Below are 18,155 nucleotides of genomic sequence, written 5' to 3'. Positions count from 1 at the left end.
CGTGAGCGAGACATCCAGCAGCAAACCGTCCAAAGCCGGCCGCGCATCCGTCGCGGCGCCGGCCGAGCCGCCGACGCTGGCGGCGCTGGAAGCCCATCTCGCTCCGTATGCCGCCCACGCGTCGCAGTCGCGCGGCCGCCGCCATCAGGAAACACCGCCGGCGGCGCGCACCGAATTCCAGCGCGACCGCGACCGTATCGTTCATTCGACCGCGTTCCGCCGGCTCGAATACAAGACGCAGGTCTTCGTCAATCACGAAGGCGACCTGTTCCGCACCCGCCTCACGCACAGCCTCGAAGTTGCGCAGATCGCGCGTTCGGTCGCGCGCAACCTGCGGCTCAACGAGGATCTCGTCGAAGCGATCTCGCTCGCGCACGATCTCGGTCATACGCCGTTCGGCCACGCCGGGCAGGATGCGCTGAACGCGTGCATGCGCGAGCACGGCGGCTTCGAGCACAACCTGCAGAGCCTGGCCGTGGTCGATGAACTCGAGGAGCATTACGGCGCGTTCAACGGTCTGAACCTGTGCTTCGAGACGCGCGAAGGCATCCTCAAGCACTGCTCGCGCGAGAACGCGCGCAAGCTCGGCGCGCTCGGCGAGCGCTTCCTGCAAGGGCGCCAGCCGTCGCTGGAAGCGCAGCTCGCGAACATCGCGGACGAAATCGCGTACAACAACCACGACGTCGACGACGGCCTGCGCTCCGGCCTGATCACGATCGAGCAGCTCGCCGAAGTCGAGCTGTGGCAGCGCCACTACGACGCCGCGCTCGCCGAATTCCCGCATCTGGAAGGCCGCCGCCTCGTCCACGAGACGGTGCGCCGCATCATCAACACGCTGATCGTCGACCTGATCGACGAGACCACGCGCAATCTCGCGCGTGTCGCGCCCGCGTCGCTCGACGACGTGCGCGCCGCGCCGCAGCTCGTCGCGCACAGCGAGGCGATCGCCGCGCAGGCGGCGGCCCTCAAGCGCTTCCTGTTCAAGAACCTGTATCGCCACTACAAGGTGATGCGCATGGCGAACAAGGCGCAGCGCGTCGTCACCGGGCTGTTCGACGCGTTCATCGACGATCCGCGCCTGCTGCCGCCGCCGTACCAGTCGGACGACGAAGCGCAGCAGCCGCGCCTCGTCGCGCACTACATCGCCGGCATGACCGACCGCTTCGCGCTGAAGGAATATCAGCGCCTGTTCGTCATCAACGACAACTGACTGTCACAAACGATCACTAGACTTCGCCGGTTCAATGGCGACGGAAATGTTGCACACGCTGTTGGTAACGTTTTCATAGGAGAGAGGTCGATGAAGAAGAAGCCTGCGGGGACCGTGGTTCGCTCGATCGCGCTGGGCGGCGCGCTCATGTTCGGTATGCAGCATGCGGCGTTCGCCGTGACGGAGATCCAGTTCTGGCATGCGATGGAGTCGGCGCTCGGCGAGCGCGTGAACGAGCTCGCCGCGCAGTTCAATGCATCGCAGGGCGACTACAAGATCGTGCCGGTCTTCAAGGGCACCTACGATCAGGCGCTCGCGGCGGGCATCGCCGCCTATCGCAGCGGCAATGCGCCGGCGATCCTCCAGGTCTATGAAGTCGGCACCGCGACGATGATGCAGGCGAAGAAGGCCGTCGTGCCCGTCTACGACGTGTTCAAGCAGGCCGGCGTGCCGCTCGACGAAAAGGCGTTCGTGCCGACCATCGCGAGCTACTACAGCGACGCGAAGACGGGCCATCTCGTGTCGATGCCGTTCAACAGCTCGACGCCGGTGCTGTACTACAACAAGGATGCGTTCAAGAAGGCCGGGCTCGATCCGAACCAGCCGCCGAAGACGTGGGCCGACGTGCAGGCCGACGCGGAGAAGCTGCGCAAGTCCGGGATGGCGTGTGGCTTCACGACCGGCTGGCAAGGCTGGATCCAGCTCGAAAACTACAGCGCGTGGCATGCGCTGCCGTTCGCGAGCCGCAACAACGGCTTCGACGGCACCGACGCGGCGCTCGAATTCAACAAGCCGCAGCAGATCGCGCACATCTCTTTCCTGCAGCAGATGCAGAAGGACGGCACGTTCACGTATGCGGGCCGCAAGGACGAAGCGTCCGCGAAGTTCTACAGCGGCGACTGCGGGATCCTGACGACGTCGTCGGGCGCGCTCGCGAACGTGCAGAAGTTCGCGAAGTTCAGCTACGGCACCGGCATGATGCCGTACGACGCGAACGTGAAGGGTGCGCCGCAGAACGCGATCATCGGCGGCGCGAGCCTGTGGGTGCTGGCCGGCAAGGATCCGGCGACCTACAAGGGCGTCGCGAAATTCCTCGCGTTCCTGGCCTCGCCGCCGATCGCCGCCAAGTGGCACCAGGAAACGGGCTACCTGCCGGTCACGACGGCTGCGTACGACCTCACGCGCCAGCAGGGCTTCTATGCGAAGAACCCGAGCGCGGAAACCGCGATCAAGCAGATGATGAACAAGCCGCCGCTGCCTTACACGAAGGGGCTGCGCCTCGGCAACATGCCGCAGATCCGCACGGTCGTCGACGAGGAACTGGAGCAGGTCTGGGCGCAGAAGAAGTCGCCGAAGGACGCGCTCGATTCGGCGGCCTCGCGCGGCGACGAACTGCTGCGCCGCTTCGAGAAGTCGGGCGGCTGATCCCGCATCGCGTGCGTGTCGCCGGTCGCCGCGTCGCATATGCGACGCGCGCGGCCGGCGGCGCGGTTCCTTTCCCGTTTCGCCTGACCGGATGCCCGCGATGCAATCCCGTTCCCGTTTCGGCGCGAGCCTGCTGCCGTACCTGCTGATCGCGCCGCAACTCGCGATCACCGCCGTATTCTTTCTGTGGCCGGCCGGCGTCGCGCTGTGGCAGTCCACGCAGATGCAGGACGCGTTCGGCACGTCGAGCGAATTCGTCGGCTTCGCGAACTTCGCGCGCCTGTTCGCCGATCCGCTGTACCTCGACTCGTTCCGCACGACGCTGGTGTTCAGCTCGCTCGTCACGGTCAGCGGGCTCGTCGTGTCGCTGTTGCTCGCCGCCTGCGCCGACCGCGTGATCCGCGGCGCGCGCGTGTACCGCACGCTGCTGATCTGGCCGTACGCGGTCGCGCCGACGATCGCGGCCGTGCTGTGGGCGTTCCTGTTCAACCCGAGCATCGGGCTCGTCACCTATGCGCTCGCGAAGGGCGGCATCGTGTGGAATCACGCGCTGAACGGCGGCCAGGCGATGTTCCTCGTCGTGCTCGCGTCGGTGTGGAAGCAGGTGAGCTACAACTTCCTGTTCTTCTACGCGGGGTTGCAGGCGATCCCGCGCTCGCTGATCGAGGCGGCGGCGATCGACGGTGCCGGGCCGGTGCGGCGCTTCTTCCACATCGTGCTGCCGCTGCTGTCGCCCACGAGCTTCTTCCTGCTGGTCGTGAACCTCGTCTATGCGTTCTTCGACACGTTCCCGGTGATCGACGCGGCCACCGCGGGCGGCCCCGCGCAAAGCACCAAGACGCTGATCTACAAGATCTTCACGGAGGGCTTCCAGGGCCTCGACATCGGCAGCTCGGGCGCGCAGTCGGTCGTGCTGATGATCATCGTCGTCGGCCTGACGGTGATCCAGTTCCGTTTCGTCGAACGCAGGGTGCAATACGCATGATCGAAAATCGCAAGGGCTTCGACCTGTTCTGCCACGCGGTGCTGATCGCGGGCGTCGTGCTGATCGTGTTCCCGGTGTACGTCGCGTTCTGCGCGGCGACCATGAACGCGCAGGAAGTGTTCACGATCCCGCTGTCGCTGGTGCCGAGCACGCACCTGCTGGAGAACATCGCCTACATCTGGGGGCACGGCAGCGGCGGCACGACGGCGCCGTTCGGCCGGCTGCTCATCAACAGCTTCGTGATGGCGCTCGGCATCGCGGTCGGCAAGATCGCGGTGTCGATCCTGTCCGCGTATGCGATCGTCTATTTCCGCTTCCCCTTCCGCAACACGGCGTTCTGGCTGATCTTCATCACGCTGATGCTGCCCGTCGAGGTGCGGATATTCCCGACCGTGCAGGTCGTGTCGACGCTGAACCTGACGAACACCTACGCCGGGCTCTCGCTGCCGCTGATCGCATCGGCGACCGCGACGTTCCTGTTCCGCCAGTTTTTCATGACGCTGCCCGACGAGCTGATGGACGCCGCGCGCATCGACGGTGCGGGGCCGCTGCGCTTTTTCCGGGACGTCGTGCTGCCGCTGTCGAAGACGAGCATCGCGGCGCTGTTCGTGATCACGTTCATCTACGGCTGGAACCAGTATCTGTGGCCGATCCTGATCACGACGGAAGCGTCGCTGTCGACGGCGGTGGTGGGCATCAAGACGATGATCGCGAGCGGTGACGCCGCGACCGAATGGCAATACGTAATGGCGGCGACGCTGCTGGCGATGATTCCGCCGCTCGTCGTCGTGCTGGCGATGCAGCGCTGGTTCGTGCGCGGCCTCGTCGATTCCGAGAAATGAACCACGGACGGCAACCGGGAGAAGGACCAAGTATGGCTGCGCTGAGCTTGAAGGGCGTCAGGAAATCCTACGACGGCAAGCAGCACGTGCTGCACGGCATCGACGTGGAGATCGCCGACGGCGAATTCATCGTGCTGGTCGGCCCGTCGGGCTGCGGCAAGTCGACGCTGCTGCGGATGATCGCGGGGCTCGAGACGGTGACGGACGGCGAGATCGCGATCGGCGATCGCGTCGTCAACGTGCTGGAGCCGAAGGATCGCGACATCGCGATGGTGTTCCAGAACTATGCGCTGTATCCGCACATGACGGTCGCGCAGAACATGGGCTACGGGCTGAAGATCCGCGGCATCGAGCGCGCGACGATCGACTCGCGGGTGGCCGCGGCCGCGAAGATCCTCGAACTCGAGCCGCTGCTCGCGCGGCGGCCGCGCGAACTGTCGGGCGGCCAGCGGCAGCGCGTCGCGATGGGGCGTGCGATCGTGCGCGAGCCGTCGGTGTTCCTGTTCGACGAGCCGCTGTCGAACCTCGACGCGAAGCTGCGCGTGCAGATGCGGCTCGAGATCCAGCGGCTGCATGCGCGGCTCGCGACGACGAGCGTGTACGTGACGCACGACCAGATCGAAGCGATGACGCTCGCGCAGCGCGTGATCGTGATGAACCGTGGCTATGCGGAGCAGATCGGCGCGCCGGTCGACGTGTACGAGAAGCCGGCGACGGTGTTCGTCGCGGGCTTCATCGGCTCGCCGGCGATGAACCTGATGCACGGCCGGCTGTCGGAGGATGGCGCGACGTTCACGGTCGCGGGCGGCGGTCCGGCGCTGCCGGTCGCCGGCGCGCCCGGCATCGGCACCACGATCGCCACCGGGCGCGACTGGGTGCTCGGCGTGCGGCCGGAGCACATGACGCCGCAGCCGGGCGTCGCGCAGGCATCGCTGCCGGTCGACTCGTGCGAGCTGCTCGGCGCGGACAACCTCGCGCACGGCCGCTGGGGCAACCACGACGTCGCGGTGCGGCTGCCGCACGCGGATCGTCCCGCGCGCGGCACGGCGCTGGGTGCCGCGCTGCCCGCGCACCGGCTGCATTTCTTCGATCCCGAGACCGGCCAGCGTGCCGGCTGACCCTGACGGACCTGCTGCGAGGCGCACGATGACTTCCCGTACCGATTGGCCCTATCCGCGCGTCGTCGCCCATCGCGGCGGCGGCACGCTCGCGCCGGAGAACACGCTCGCCGCGTTCGACGAAGGTGCGCGGCGCGGTCACCGGATGGTCGAGTTCGACGCGAAGCTGTCCGCCGACGACGTGAGTTTCCTGCTGCACGACGACACGGTCGACCGCACGTCGAACGGCAGCGGGCCGGCGGCGGGCATGCGCTATGCGGCGCTGGCCGCGCTCGACGCCGGCGCCTGGTTCGACGCGCGGTTCGCGGGCGAGCGGATGCCGACGCTCGAGGCGGCGGCGGCGCGCTGCATCGCGCGCGGGATGGCGGCGAACGTCGAGATCAAGCCGTGCCCGGGCCGCGAGCGCGACACGGGGCAGCGGGTGGCCGTCGATGCGGCCGCGTACTGGCACGGCGCGGCCGTACCGCCGCTGCTGTCGTCGTTCTCGTTCGACGCGCTGCAACAGGCGCGTGCGAGCGCCCCGGCGCTGCCGCGCGGGATGCTGTACGAGGCGGTGCCGGACGACTGGCACGCGCAGGTCGTCGGCGCGCTCGGCTGCGTATCGTTGCATGCAAACCACAAGGAACTCGACGAACCGCTCGTGCGCGCGATCAAGGCGGCCGGGCTGCGCATCCTGGTCTACACGGTCAACGACCTCGCCCGGGCGCGCGAACTCGTGCGCTGGGGCGTCGATGCGGTCTGCACGGACCGGATCGACCTGATCGGCCCCGATGCACTGGACGACATTGCGTAGCGACCCGTCCCGCGCAGTGGTGGATGCGGGAAGACCCTGAGACAAAAAAACGACGCCCCGGCGGGATTTCCGCCGGGGCGTTTTGCATCGAGGAGACGTTACGTCACGAAAAATCCGCTACAAATTGCAGCAGGATTAACCATTCCCCAAATATTCGACTACGCTTAGAAACGGTAGCCGACGTTCAGGTACGTGACGATCGGGTTCAGCGAGATGTGGGCCTTCGACGTTTCCGTCAGGGTGCCGACCGGCGTCCGGCGAGCCGTCGTGAAGGTCGCGGTCACGCTGACGGGGATGTACGAGAGCGACAGGCCCGCGAACCAGTGTTTCGTGAAGTTGTACGTGAAGCCGGCGTTGAAGACGGGCGCCCACTGGTTGCTGGTCGTGGCGCTGGTCGGGCCGCCGAGCACGCCGTTCTCGAAGCTGCTGTTCGTGATCTTCGCGCCGGTGAACCAGATGTACGTTGCGCCGATGCCGACATACGGGCGGAACTTCGCGTTGGCGTCGTTGAAGTGGTAGCGAAGCAATACGGCAGGGCTCCACTGGTACGCACGGCCGAGTACGCCGAATCTTTCGAACTGACCCTTGCCGGTGATGTCGAACTTCGGCGGTATCCCCATAACGAGCTCGGTGGAGATATGGTCGGTGACGAAGTAGCCCGTTGCGAGCCCAAGCGTATCGGCGTCGCTGATGCCTGCGCCGGTGTTGGGAATCGATTGGTTGATGGGCGTGCCGCCAACGCCGTAGACGAACAGCGGGTCGCTGCTGTCCTGCGGCGAAAGGTGGAACCAGCCGGTGCTGACGTAGAAATCACCTGCGGATTGTGCTTGTGCCGTACCGCCCGCAAACGTGAATGCGAGCGCTGCAGCCCCCGTAATGGCCAGTTTTCGTTTCATTGTGTCTCCTCCGATCTAAGGCGTGCTCATTATGACGACTGCGTTTAAAACCAAACAAGCTCGTAAGTTAGAGTTTTCACCCTAAGATTAGTACGACCGTACGTTTCAGCGCCCCGCCGGGACAGGCATTCTACGCAGGTGCGCAATTTCGGACCTTCGGGTATTTCCTAACGCGTTCAAACGGACATTCAGCATGGCACGGTTAGCACGACTCTACGTTCCCGACCAGCCGCAGCACGTGATACTGCGCGGCCTGGATCAGCAACCTGCGTTCGTCGACGACCAGGACTACGAACTCTTCATCGATTGCCTGAAGGCCGCGGCACGCGATCATCACCTCTCGGTGCATGCCTACGTGCTGCTTCCGCGCCAGGTGCAGCTCCTCGTGACGCCCAGCGACGAGGCGAGCCTGCCGAAGGCGATGCAGGCGGTCGGCCGCCGCTACGTCGCGCATTTCAACCGACGTTATTCGCGTCGCGGCACCTTGTGGGAAGGCCGCTATCGCGCGACGGTGATCGAAGGCGAACGGTATTTCCTCCTCGCGAGCCGCGTGGTCGAGATGAGCCCGGTGCGCTCGCAGCTGGTCGCGACGCCCGAGGCCTATCGGTGGTCGAGCTACCGGCATCACGTCGGGCTCACCGTCGACAGCCTGATCACCGACCATCCGCTCTACTGGGCGCTCGGCAACACGCCGTTCGACCGTCAGCGCGCGTACAAGGAGCTGTGCGAGCAGCCGCTCGACGAGCGGCAGGCCGATCAGCTGCAGCAGGCGACGCTGAAGGGCTGGGTGCTCGGCGGCGAGAACTACCGCGAATGGGCGGCGCGTACCGCGAACCGCCGCGTATCGCCGCTGCCGCGCGGACGCCCCAGAAAGGTGCGTGAAAACACCCCGCCGATCCAGCAGTAACGCGGGAAAGGCGGATCACGAGGCGGCGCCGCGGGCGCCGCTTCTTTTTGCACCAATACGATACGGCCCCAATAAAACTGCACCAGATCTGAACATGCGTTTAATTGGGGTTCGATCAAGCGGTTTTTGTTGCTATTCCTTTGATTCGTCGCGTATATTCCGAATTCCGGTGGCCCGGGTGAAGCTCGCCCAACCACTGTCGGCCGTGCCGTCTCCCGTCGGGAGCGGGATCGACGGCAACACAAAATGGTTCAACGGCCCTCGAGGCCCCTTTACGACGGTGTCCCCATGAACGACCACCAGCAGCCGCTCGCCGCGGTGCCCGCCGCACAAGGTCTGTACGACCCGCAAAACGAACACGACGCCTGCGGCGTCGGCTTCGTCGCTCACATCAAGGGCAAGAAGAGCCACGAGATCATTCAGCAGGGTCTGAAGATCCTCGAGAACCTCGATCACCGCGGCGCGGTCGGTGCCGATCCGCTGATGGGCGACGGCGCCGGCATCCTGATCCAGATTCCGGACGCGTTCTATCGCGAGGAAATGTCGAAGCAGGGCGTGACGCTGCCGCCGGCCGGTGAATATGGGGTCGGGATGATCTTCCTGCCGAAGGAGAACGCGTCGCGTCTCGCATGCGAGCAGGAGCTCGAGCGGACGGTGCGGGCTGAGGGTCAGGTCGTGCTCGGATGGCGCGACGTGCCGGTCGACCACGCGATGCCGATCTCGCCGACGGTCAAGGCGAGCGAGCCGCTGATCCGCCAGATCTTCATCGGCCGCGGCAAGGACATCATGGTGACGGACGCGCTCGAGCGGAAGCTCTACGTGATCCGCAAGACCGCGAGCCACCGTATCCAGGCGCTGAAGCTCAAGCACGGCAAGGAATACTTCGTGCCGTCGATGTCGGCGCGCACGGTCGTCTACAAGGGGCTGCTGCTGGCGGGCCAGGTCGGCGTGTACTACCGCGACCTGCAGGACTCGCGCGTCGTGTCGGCGCTCGCGCTCGTGCACCAGCGCTTCTCGACCAACACGTTCCCGGCGTGGGAGCTGGCTCACCCGTACCGGATGATCGCGCACAACGGCGAGATCAACACCGTGAAGGGCAACGTGAACTGGCTGAACGCGCGTACCGGCGCGATCGCGTCGCACGTGCTCGGCGACGACCTGCCGAAGCTCTGGCCGCTGATCTATCCGGGCCAGTCGGATACGGCTTCGTTCGACAACTGTCTCGAACTGCTCGTGATGGCGGGCTATCCGCTCGTGCACGCGGTGATGATGATGATCCCGGAAGCGTGGGAACAGCACACGCTGATGGACGAGAACCGCCGCGCGTTCTACGAATACCACGCCGCGATGATGGAGCCGTGGGACGGTCCCGCCGCGATCGCGTTCACGGACGGCCGCCAGATCGGCGCGACGCTCGACCGCAACGGCCTGCGCCCGGCGCGTTACATCGTCACGGACGACGACCTCGTCATCATGGCGTCGGAAGCCGGCACGCTGCAGATCCCCGAATCGAAGATCGTCAAGAAGTGGCGCCTGCAGCCGGGCAAGATGTTCCTGATCGACATGGAACACGGCCGCATCATCGACGACAAGGAACTGAAAGACAACCTCGCGAACGCTAAGCCGTACAAGAGCTGGATCGACGCCGTGCGCATCAAGCTCGACGAGATCGAGCCGAAGGCCGAGGACGTCGCGGCCGGCCGCACGCAGGGCGCCGCGCTGCTCGACCGCCAGCAGGCGTTCGGCTATACGCAGGAAGACCTCAAGTTCCTGATGGCGCCGATGGCGCAGCAGGGTGAAGAGGCCGTCGGCTCGATGGGCAACGACTCGCCGCTCGCGGTGATGTCGAACAAGAACAAGACGCTCTATCACTACTTCAAGCAGCTGTTCGCGCAGGTCACGAACCCGCCGATCGACCCGATCCGCGAGAACATGGTCATGTCGCTCGTGTCGTTCATCGGCCCGAAGCCGAACCTGCTCGACACGAACAACATCAACCCGCCGATGCGTCTCGAAGTGTCGCAGCCGGTGCTCGACTTCAAGGACATCGCGAAGATCCGCGCGATCGACCAGTACACGGGCGGCAAGTTCAGCGCATACGAGCTGAACATCTGCTATCCGGTGGCCTGGGGCAAGGAAGGCATCGAGGCGCGCCTCGCGTCGCTGTGCGCGGAAGCCGTCGACGCGGTGAAGTCGGGCTACAACATGCTGATCGTGTCGGACCGCAAGACGGACGCCGAGCATGTTGCGATTCCGGCGCTGCTCGCCACGTCGGCGATCCACACGCACCTCGTCCAGCAAGGGCTGCGCACGAGCACGGGCCTCGTCGTCGAGACGGGCTCGGCACGTGAGACGCACCACTTCGCGCTGCTCGCGGGCTACGGCGCGGAAGCCGTGCACCCGTACCTCGCGATGGAAACGCTCGCGAAGATGGCCGAAGGCCTGCCGGGCGACCTGTCGCCGGAGAAGGCCGTCTACAACTTCACGAAGGCGGTCGGCAAGGGCCTGCAGAAGGTGATGTCGAAGATGGGCATCTCGACGTACATGTCGTACACGGGCGCGCAGATCTTCGAAGCGCTCGGCCTGTCGAGCGACCTCGTCGAGAAGTACTTCAAGGGCACGGCGTCGAAGGTCGGCGGCATCGGCCTGTTCGAAGTCGCGGAAGAAGCGATCCGCCTGCACCGCGACGCGTTCGGCGACAACCCGGTCCTGCGCGACATGCTCGACGCGGGCGGCGAGTACGCATACCGCGTGCGCGGCGAAGACCACATGTGGACGCCGGATTCGATCGCGAAGCTCCAGCACGCGACGCGCAGCAACTCGTACCAGACGTACAAGGAATACGCGCACCTGATCAACGACCAGACCAAGCGGCACATGACGTTCCGCGGCCTGTTCGAGTTCAAGGTCGAGCCGACCAAGGCGATCCCGATCGAAAACGTCGAGCCGGCGAAGGACATCGTCAAGCGCTTCGCGACCGGCGCGATGTCGCTCGGTTCGATCAGCACCGAAGCGCACGCGACGCTCGCGATCGCGATGAACCGGATCGGCGGCAAGTCGAACACCGGCGAAGGCGGCGAGGACGAGAAGCGCTATCGCAACGAACTGCGCGGCATTCCGATCAAGTCGGGCGAGACGCTGAAGTCGGTCATCGGCGACGAGATCGTCAGCGACATTCCGCTGAAGGACGGCGATTCGCTGCGCTCGAAGATCAAGCAGGTCGCGTCGGGCCGCTTCGGCGTCACCGCCGAGTACCTCGCGTCGGCCGACCAGATCCAGATCAAGATGGCGCAGGGCGCGAAGCCGGGCGAAGGCGGCCAGCTGCCGGGCCACAAGGTGTCCGAATACATCGGCAAGCTGCGTTACTCGGTGCCGGGTGTCGGCCTGATCTCGCCGCCGCCGCACCACGACATCTACTCGATCGAGGATCTGGCGCAGCTGATCCACGACCTGAAGAACGTGAACCCGAGCTCGAGCATCTCGGTGAAGCTGGTGTCGGAAGTGGGCGTCGGCACGGTCGCGGCCGGTGTCGCGAAGGCGAAGGCCGATCACGTCGTGATCGCCGGCCATGACGGCGGCACGGGCGCATCGCCGCTGTCGTCGGTCAAGCATGCGGGCACGCCGTGGGAACTCGGCCTCGCCGAAACGCAGCAGACGCTGGTGCTGAACCGCCTGCGCGGCCGCATCCGCGTGCAGGCCGACGGCCAGATGAAGACGGGCCGCGACGTCGTGATCGGCGCGCTGCTCGGCGCTGACGAATTCGGCTTCGCGACGGCGCCGCTCGTCGTCGAAGGCTGCATCATGATGCGCAAGTGCCACCTGAACACGTGCCCGGTCGGCGTCGCGACGCAGGATCCGGTGCTGCGTGCGAAGTTCAAGGGCCAGCCCGAGCACGTCGTGAACTACTTCTTCTTCGTCGCCGAGGAAGTGCGCGAGATCATGGCGCAGCTCGGCATCGCGAAGTTCGACGACCTGATCGGTCGCGCCGACCTGCTCGATACGCGCAAGGGCATCGAGCACTGGAAGGCGAAGGGCCTCGACTTCTCGCGCGTGTTCTACCAGCCGGAAGAGTGCGAGGACGTCGCGCCGCGTCACGTCGACGTGCAGGACCACGGCCTCGAGCGCGCGCTCGACCACGTGCTGATCGAGAAGGCGAAGGCCGCGATCGAGAACGGCGAGCATGTGTCGTTCATCCAGCCGGTGCGCAACGTGAACCGCACGGTCGGCGCGATGCTGTCGGGCGTGATCGCGAAGAAGCACGGCCATGACGGCCTGGCCGACGACGCGGTGCACATCCAGCTGAAGGGCACGGCCGGCCAGAGCTTCGGCGCGTTCCTCGCGAAGGGCGTGACGCTCGACCTCGTCGGCGACGGCAACGACTACGTCGGCAAGGGCCTGTCGGGCGGCCGGATCATCATCCGACCGACCAACGACTTCCGCGGCAAGTCCGAGGAAAACATCATCTGCGGCAATACGGTGATGTACGGCGCGATCGAAGGCGAGGCCTTCTTCCGCGGCGTGGCGGGCGAGCGCTTCTGCGTGCGCAACTCGGGCGCGACGGCGGTCGTCGAAGGCACGGGCGACCACGGCTGCGAATACATGACGGGCGGTACGGTCGTCGTGCTCGGCGAGACGGGGCGCAACTTCGCGGCCGGCATGTCGGGCGGCCTCGCGTACATCTACGATCCGGAAGGCACGTTCGCGGCGAAGTGCAACAAGTCGATGGTCGCGCTCGAGCCGGTGCTGCAGCAGGCCGAGCAGGAGCGCACGGTCGACCGCGCGCTCTGGCATGCGGGCACGACGGACGAAGCGCTGCTCAAGGGGCTCGTCGAGCGTCATTTCCAGTTCACGGGTTCGCCGCGCGCGAAGTCGCTGCTGGAAAACTGGGACGCGGCGCGCCGCCAGTTCGTGAAGGTGTTCCCGCACGAATACAAGCGCGCGCTGGGCGAGATCGGTGCGAAGAAGGCGGCGAAGGAAGTGCTGGCCGCCTGAGCGACGAACGACATAGCGAATGCCGCGCGCGCATGATTGCCGCGCGCGGCTCCCCCACCCGATACACCGAACAGAAGAGCACCTTATGGGCAAGGCAACCGGTTTTCTGGAGTTCGAACGCCGCCACGAGGCGTACGAAGCACCGCTCACGCGCGTGAAGCACTACAAGGAATTCGTCGCGGCACTGACCGACGCGGATGCGAAGGTTCAGGGCGCGCGCTGCATGGATTGCGGCATCCCGTTCTGCAACAACGGCTGCCCGGTCAACAACATCATTCCGGACTTCAACGATCTCGTTTACCGCCAGGACTGGCAGCAGGCGATCGAAGTCCTGCACTCGACCAACAACTTCCCGGAATTCACGGGCCGCATCTGCCCGGCGCCGTGCGAAGCAGCGTGCACGCTCGGGATCAACAACGACCCGGTCGGCATCAAGTCGATCGAGCACGCGATCATCGACAAGGCCTGGGCGGAAGGTTGGGTGAAGCCGCTGCCGGCCGAGCACAAGACGGGCAAGAAGGTCGCGGTCGTCGGTTCCGGCCCCGCGGGCCTCGCGGCCGCGCAGCAGCTCGCGCGCGCCGGCCACGACGTGACGGTGTTCGAGAAGAACGACCGGATCGGCGGCCTGCTGCGTTACGGGATTCCCGACTTCAAGCTCGAGAAGTGGCTGATCGACCGCCGCATGCGCCAGATGGAAGCGGAAGGCGTGACGTTCCGCACCAGCGTGTTCATCGGCAAGGATCCGCTGCCTGAATCGATCGGCAGCCTCGCGAAGGAAACCATCTCGCCGGACACGCTGAAGGAAGAGTTCGACGCGGTCGTGATCGCGGGCGGTTCGGAAACGCCGCGTGACCTGCCGGTGCCGGGCCGCGAGCTGGCCGGCGTGCATTTCGCGATGGACTTCCTGCCGCAGCAGAACCGTGTGAACGCGGGCGACAAGCTCACCGACCAGCTGCTCGCGAAGGGCAAGCACGTTATCGTGATCGGCGGCGGCGATACCGGTTCGGACTGCGTCGGCACGTCGAACCGTCACGGCGCGAAGCAGGTCACGCAGTTCGAGCTGCTGCCGCAGCCGCCGGAAGAGGAAAACAAGCCGCTCGTGTGGCCGTACTGGCCGATCAAGCTGCGCACGTCGTCGTCGCACGAGGAAGGCTGCGAGCGTGACTGGGCGGTCGCGACGAAGCGTCTCGAAGGCAAGAACGGCAAGGTCGAGAAGCTGATCGCGGTGCGCGTCGAGTGGAAGGACGGCAAGATGCAGGAAGTGCCGGGCTCCGAGTTCGAGATGAAGGCCGACCTGGTGCTGCTCGCGATGGGCTTCACGCAGCCGGCAGCGCCCGTGCTCGACGCGTTCGGCGTCGCGAAGGATGCGCGCGGCAATGCGCGTGCGGCGACCGAAGGCGATCGCTCGTACTACACGTCGGTCGACAAGGTGTTCGCAGCTGGCGACATGCGCCGCGGCCAGTCGCTCGTCGTCTGGGCGATCCGCGAAGGCCGCCAGTGCGCGCGCTCGGTCGACGCGTACCTGATGGGGCATTCGGAACTGCCGCGCTAAGCTGAAGCGCGCGAGCGGGTTTCGAAGAAAACCGGGCGTCCGAAAGGGCGCCCGGTTTTTTTATGGGGCGCGAGCCTGAGACGACTGGGTTGGCGGGGATTTTCCGTGAGCAGGCAACAATTTATTCGGCGTCAATTAAATCGACTATTCATAAAAACAAAAATATCGATATTTATCTCGAAATAGACGTTGAATCGGGGTCTGCTGCCACCTATAGTGATTTTTGTCCGATTAATTCGGGCATATTGAACGGTCTGGTTTTCACACCCTTTGGAGAAAATCATGGCGTATATATCGATGTCGTTTCAGTTTGCGCAGGATCCGACGCGCGTCCTCGGTGTTGCCCAGAACAATACCGACGGCAGCGTGATCGGCCCGAATGCCCCGGTGCAACTTCGCTACTTCACCGACCCGAATGTGCAGACCCTGTGGGACTACGATCCCACCCATGGTTTCATCATTCTGGATTTCAGCGATTTGAACGGCGGAGGCAAGCTGGCGGTCGATTTCGCGGACGGCAAGGTCGCCGCCGAAACCCCGCTGGTCCTGCGCCCGTTCACGGGAGCGCCTTCGCAGCGGTGGAGCATCTCCATTCGCCCCGGTTACATCACGTCACTCGCCAACACCGGCCTCGTGATCGACGATCATTACGATAGTCGGCAGGCCAACAACCTCGTCTGGGCATTCCCGTACAACGGCACCCAAGCACAACAATGGACGCCGGTTCATGCCTTCCAGGCAGTCGCCGAAAGAGCGCCGCAATCGCTACGAGCATAAGAATTGTTTGCGGGCGCCGCGGGCAGAGGATCCCCGCGGCGACCCGCGCCGACCGACTCAGACGCATGCGCGTCGTCGACGGGTGAATTCTTTAACGGTAATCAACCGGTATCGCAATAAACTGCATCGGATTCGCCTGGTTTATTTCTATTTTTCGGGATTGGGCGTTTCTAGAGGGGTAGTCGTGATTAATGGGTAGGGAAAGCTGCTTAAATCATAGTTTCGTTTTTTATCGCCATTTCTGTTTGGCGATTCACTATTGCGACTGTTTTCGGGTGTCAAAGATCGCGATTCGCCCGCTACGGCATTTCCGCTCGGGATCGTTGCTCGCCGAGCCTGGCGCACCGTGTGACAAAGAGCAAGGATCCGGGGCATCACGCAAGCCCCGGGCATGCACTCGCCGCGCCGCCCGCCCCGTCGCATCCCCCGCACCTCCCCGAAGCGTCGCCTAACCTGATCACATCGGACGTTGATTTTCCGCGATCCCGAATACTTTCATTTTGTAATGTTCCTTGGAAACTGTCATATCATCGCCCGCTGGCCGCGTTCGCGTGGCCGCCGCATTTGACTGACCCCATTTGCAAGGACTCTGAATGGAAGCATTCGTACAAGGGCTGATCGACGCCGTCAACGGTGTGCTGTGGAACTACGTGCTGATCGCGCTGCTGCTCGGCGTGGGCGCGTGGTTCACGCTGCGGTTCCGGATGATCCAGCTGAAGGCGCTGTTCCTCAGCATCAAACTGGTCGGCAGCAAGGGCGAGCCGGGCAGCATCTCGTCATTCCAGGCGTTCGCGACCGGCCTCGCGAGCCGCGTGGGCACCGGCAACATCGCCGGTGTGGCGGTCGCGCTGACGGTCGGCGGGCCGGGCGCGATCTTCTGGATGTGGATGACGGCGCTCGTCGGGATGTCGTCGGCGTTCGTCGAGGCGACGCTCGCGCAGATCTTCAAGGTGTCGCACGCGGACGGCAGCTATCGCGGCGGCCCCGCGTACTACATCCAGACGGGCCTGCGCTCGCGCGGCTTCGGCGTGCTGTTCTCGCTGTCGCTGATCCTCGCGTTCGGCTTCGTGTTCAACGCGGTGCAGGCCAATGCGATCGCCGACGCGTTCCATACGTCGTTCGGCTTGAGCCGCGAAACGGTCGGCCTCGGCCTCGTGCTGCTCACCGCGCCGCTCATCTTCGGCGGGATTCGCCGCATCGCGTCGGTCGCGCAGGTGATCGTGCCGGTGATGGCGATCGGCTACCTCGCTCTGGCGGTCTACGCGGTCGCGACGCACGTCGCGCTGGTGCCGGGCGTGATCGCGCTGATCGTGAAGAGCGCGTTCGGGCTCGAGCAGGCGGCGGGCGGCCTGACCGGCTATGCAGTCAGCCAGGCGGTCGCGATGGGTGTGAAGCGCGGATTGTTCTCGAATGAGGCCGGCATGGGCAGCGCACCGAACGCGGCCGCGACCGCGAGCGTGCGGCATCCGGTCGTGCAGGGGCTGATCCAGATGCTCGGCGTGTTCGTCGACACGATCGTGATCTGCAGCGCGACCGCGTTCGTGATCCTGCTGTCGGGCCAGTACGAACTCGGCACCGGCATGGAGGGCGCGGCGCTCACGCAGCGCGCGATCGCGAGCCACGTCGGCGACTGGGGCGGCATCTACATGGCCGTCGCGATCTTCTTCTTCGCGTACTCGTCGGTGATCGGCAATTACGCGTACGCGGAAGGCAACGTCGACTTCATCACGAAGCGGCGCGGCGTGCTGCCGCTGTTCCGCGTCGCGGTGCTCGGGATGGTGATGTTCGGCAGCGTCGGGCAACTGCCGCTCGTATGGGCGATGGCCGATACGAGCATGGGGCTGATGGCGATCATCAACCTGGTCGCGATCCTCGCGCTCGGCAAATATGCGCATGCCGCGTGGCGCGACTATCGCCGCCAGCGCGCGGAAGGCGTCGCCGATCCGGTGTTTACGCGCAACACGATTCCCGAGCTTGCAAGCGTGCTGCCCGCCGACGTGTGGGGCGAGCACGGTCCGCTGCCTCAGCGTCCGGCTTCGGAGGGCGCGGTGGTCGAAGCGCGCGTGGCGGTGCGCGAGTCATGAACGGCGACCGGCTCCGTGCATTCGTCGCGCTGGTGCCCGATGCGGCATCGCGCGATGCACTGCACGCGTTGCCGGTCACCCGCGGCGCGCGGCGCACGATGCCGGCTCAATTGCACGTGACGCTCTCGTTCATCGGTGCAATCGAACGGGAGCGGTGCAATGCGCTGGCCGCGCGCCTGCCGGCACTCGCGGCCGGGCATGCGCTGCCGTTGCAGCTGGTCGAGCGAATCGCGTGGTGGCCGAGCCTGCCGCGCGCGAGGCTGATCGTCGCGGAGCTGGCGCCCGATCCCGCCTGTGCGGCGCTGAATGCCGACGTGTCCGCGCTGCTGCACGAACTGGGCGTGCCGGCCGACGGCCGGCCGTTCAGGCCGCACGTCACACTTGCGCGGTTGCCGCGCGACGCGGACGGGCAGCCTGCGCACGGCGGTGCGACCGGGCGGCCGGTCGCGCTGCGTTTCGTCGCGCTGACGCTGTTTGAAAGCAGGCTGTCGCACGACGGCGTGTCGCATGTGCCGATCGTGTCGGCGCCGGTCGCGCCGGCGTAGCGGGAAAGCTGGAAGGCGGGGAGGACGAG

Annotated in this window: 13 protein-coding genes; 12 read left to right on the top strand and 1 reads right to left on the bottom strand. The window is 65.5% G+C overall.

All coding sequences use genetic code 11. The features are described from left to right. Nucleotide 1: 1 nt before the first annotated feature. The 6 genes from LGM71_RS30950 to ugpQ all read left to right on the top strand — a co-directional run bounded on the left by LGM71_RS30950 (nt 2) and on the right by ugpQ (nt 6,373). Nucleotides 2-1,210, top strand: a complete 1,209-nt coding sequence (locus LGM71_RS30950) for a deoxyguanosinetriphosphate triphosphohydrolase (RefSeq protein ID WP_124628060.1) — start codon at nt 2-4, stop codon at nt 1,208-1,210. Nucleotides 1,211-1,300: 90 nt separating this feature from the next. Next, nucleotides 1,301-2,635 carry a sn-glycerol-3-phosphate ABC transporter substrate-binding protein UgpB gene (ugpB, locus tag LGM71_RS30945; RefSeq protein ID WP_124904033.1) on the top strand — a complete coding sequence of 445 codons (1,335 nt, stop codon included), beginning with the start codon at nt 1,301-1,303 and terminating at the stop codon, nt 2,633-2,635. Between the two features lie 100 nt (nt 2,636-2,735). Beyond that, nucleotides 2,736-3,620: a sn-glycerol-3-phosphate ABC transporter permease UgpA gene (gene ugpA / locus LGM71_RS30940; RefSeq protein WP_124628056.1), complete on the top strand. Its 885-nt coding sequence runs from the start codon at nt 2,736-2,738 to the stop codon at nt 3,618-3,620. Further along, nucleotides 3,617-4,462, top strand: coding sequence for a sn-glycerol-3-phosphate ABC transporter permease UgpE (ugpE, locus tag LGM71_RS30935; protein ID WP_124628054.1), 846 nt, complete (start codon nt 3,617-3,619; stop codon nt 4,460-4,462). The genes ugpA and ugpE overlap by 4 nt, the downstream gene beginning before the upstream one ends. A 32-nt stretch (nt 4,463-4,494) precedes the next feature. Next, the gene (locus LGM71_RS30930; RefSeq protein ID WP_226118300.1) at nt 4,495-5,580 is read left to right on the top strand and encodes a sn-glycerol-3-phosphate import ATP-binding protein UgpC; all 1,086 of its coding nucleotides are present in this window, start codon (nt 4,495-4,497) and stop codon (nt 5,578-5,580) included. Between the two features lie 28 nt (nt 5,581-5,608). Continuing rightward, entirely contained in the window at nt 5,609-6,373 is a 765-nt protein-coding gene (ugpQ, locus tag LGM71_RS30925) for a glycerophosphodiester phosphodiesterase (RefSeq protein ID WP_226118298.1), read from the top strand. Nucleotides 6,374-6,537: 164 nt separating this feature from the next. Here the strand turns inward: ugpQ and LGM71_RS30920 are convergent, their stop codons facing one another. Continuing rightward, nucleotides 6,538-7,269, bottom strand: coding sequence for an OmpW/AlkL family protein (locus LGM71_RS30920; protein WP_151051098.1), 732 nt, complete (start codon nt 7,267-7,269; stop codon nt 6,538-6,540). 193 nt (nt 7,270-7,462) lie between these two features. Between LGM71_RS30920 and LGM71_RS30915 the strand changes: the two genes are divergently transcribed. The 6 genes from LGM71_RS30915 (at nt 7,463) to thpR (ending at nt 18,126) form a co-directional block, all read left to right on the top strand. After that, a complete protein-coding gene (locus LGM71_RS30915; protein ID WP_027783329.1) occupies nt 7,463-8,176 on the top strand; it encodes a transposase in 714 nt (237 codons plus the stop codon). Nucleotides 8,177-8,464: 288 nt separating this feature from the next. After that, nucleotides 8,465-13,168: a glutamate synthase-related protein gene (locus tag LGM71_RS30910; protein WP_124904027.1), complete on the top strand. Its 4,704-nt coding sequence runs from the start codon at nt 8,465-8,467 to the stop codon at nt 13,166-13,168. A gap of 85 nt (nt 13,169-13,253) precedes the next feature. Beyond that, nucleotides 13,254-14,720, top strand: a complete 1,467-nt coding sequence (locus tag LGM71_RS30905) for a glutamate synthase subunit beta (RefSeq protein WP_124628042.1) — start codon at nt 13,254-13,256, stop codon at nt 14,718-14,720. A gap of 282 nt (nt 14,721-15,002) precedes the next feature. After that, nucleotides 15,003-15,497: an RICIN domain-containing protein gene (locus tag LGM71_RS30900; protein ID WP_151051102.1), complete on the top strand. Its 495-nt coding sequence runs from the start codon at nt 15,003-15,005 to the stop codon at nt 15,495-15,497. A 593-nt stretch (nt 15,498-16,090) separates the two neighbouring features. Continuing rightward, nucleotides 16,091-17,581 carry an alanine/glycine:cation symporter family protein gene (locus LGM71_RS30895; RefSeq protein WP_124628039.1) on the top strand — a complete coding sequence of 497 codons (1,491 nt, stop codon included), beginning with the start codon at nt 16,091-16,093 and terminating at the stop codon, nt 17,579-17,581. Then, the gene (gene thpR, locus LGM71_RS30890; RefSeq protein ID WP_124904021.1) at nt 17,578-18,126 is read left to right on the top strand and encodes an RNA 2',3'-cyclic phosphodiesterase; all 549 of its coding nucleotides are present in this window, start codon (nt 17,578-17,580) and stop codon (nt 18,124-18,126) included. The genes LGM71_RS30895 and thpR overlap by 4 nt, the downstream gene beginning before the upstream one ends. The last annotated feature ends 29 nt before the right edge of the window (nt 18,127-18,155 follow it).

It is taken from the genome of Burkholderia sp. AU33545 (genome assembly GCF_020419685.1).
In the GTDB taxonomy this organism is placed as follows: domain Bacteria; phylum Pseudomonadota; class Gammaproteobacteria; order Burkholderiales; family Burkholderiaceae; genus Burkholderia; species Burkholderia diffusa.
Note: the sequence above shows the minus strand (reverse complement) of the source record. Positions and strands in the feature narration are given on the sequence as shown.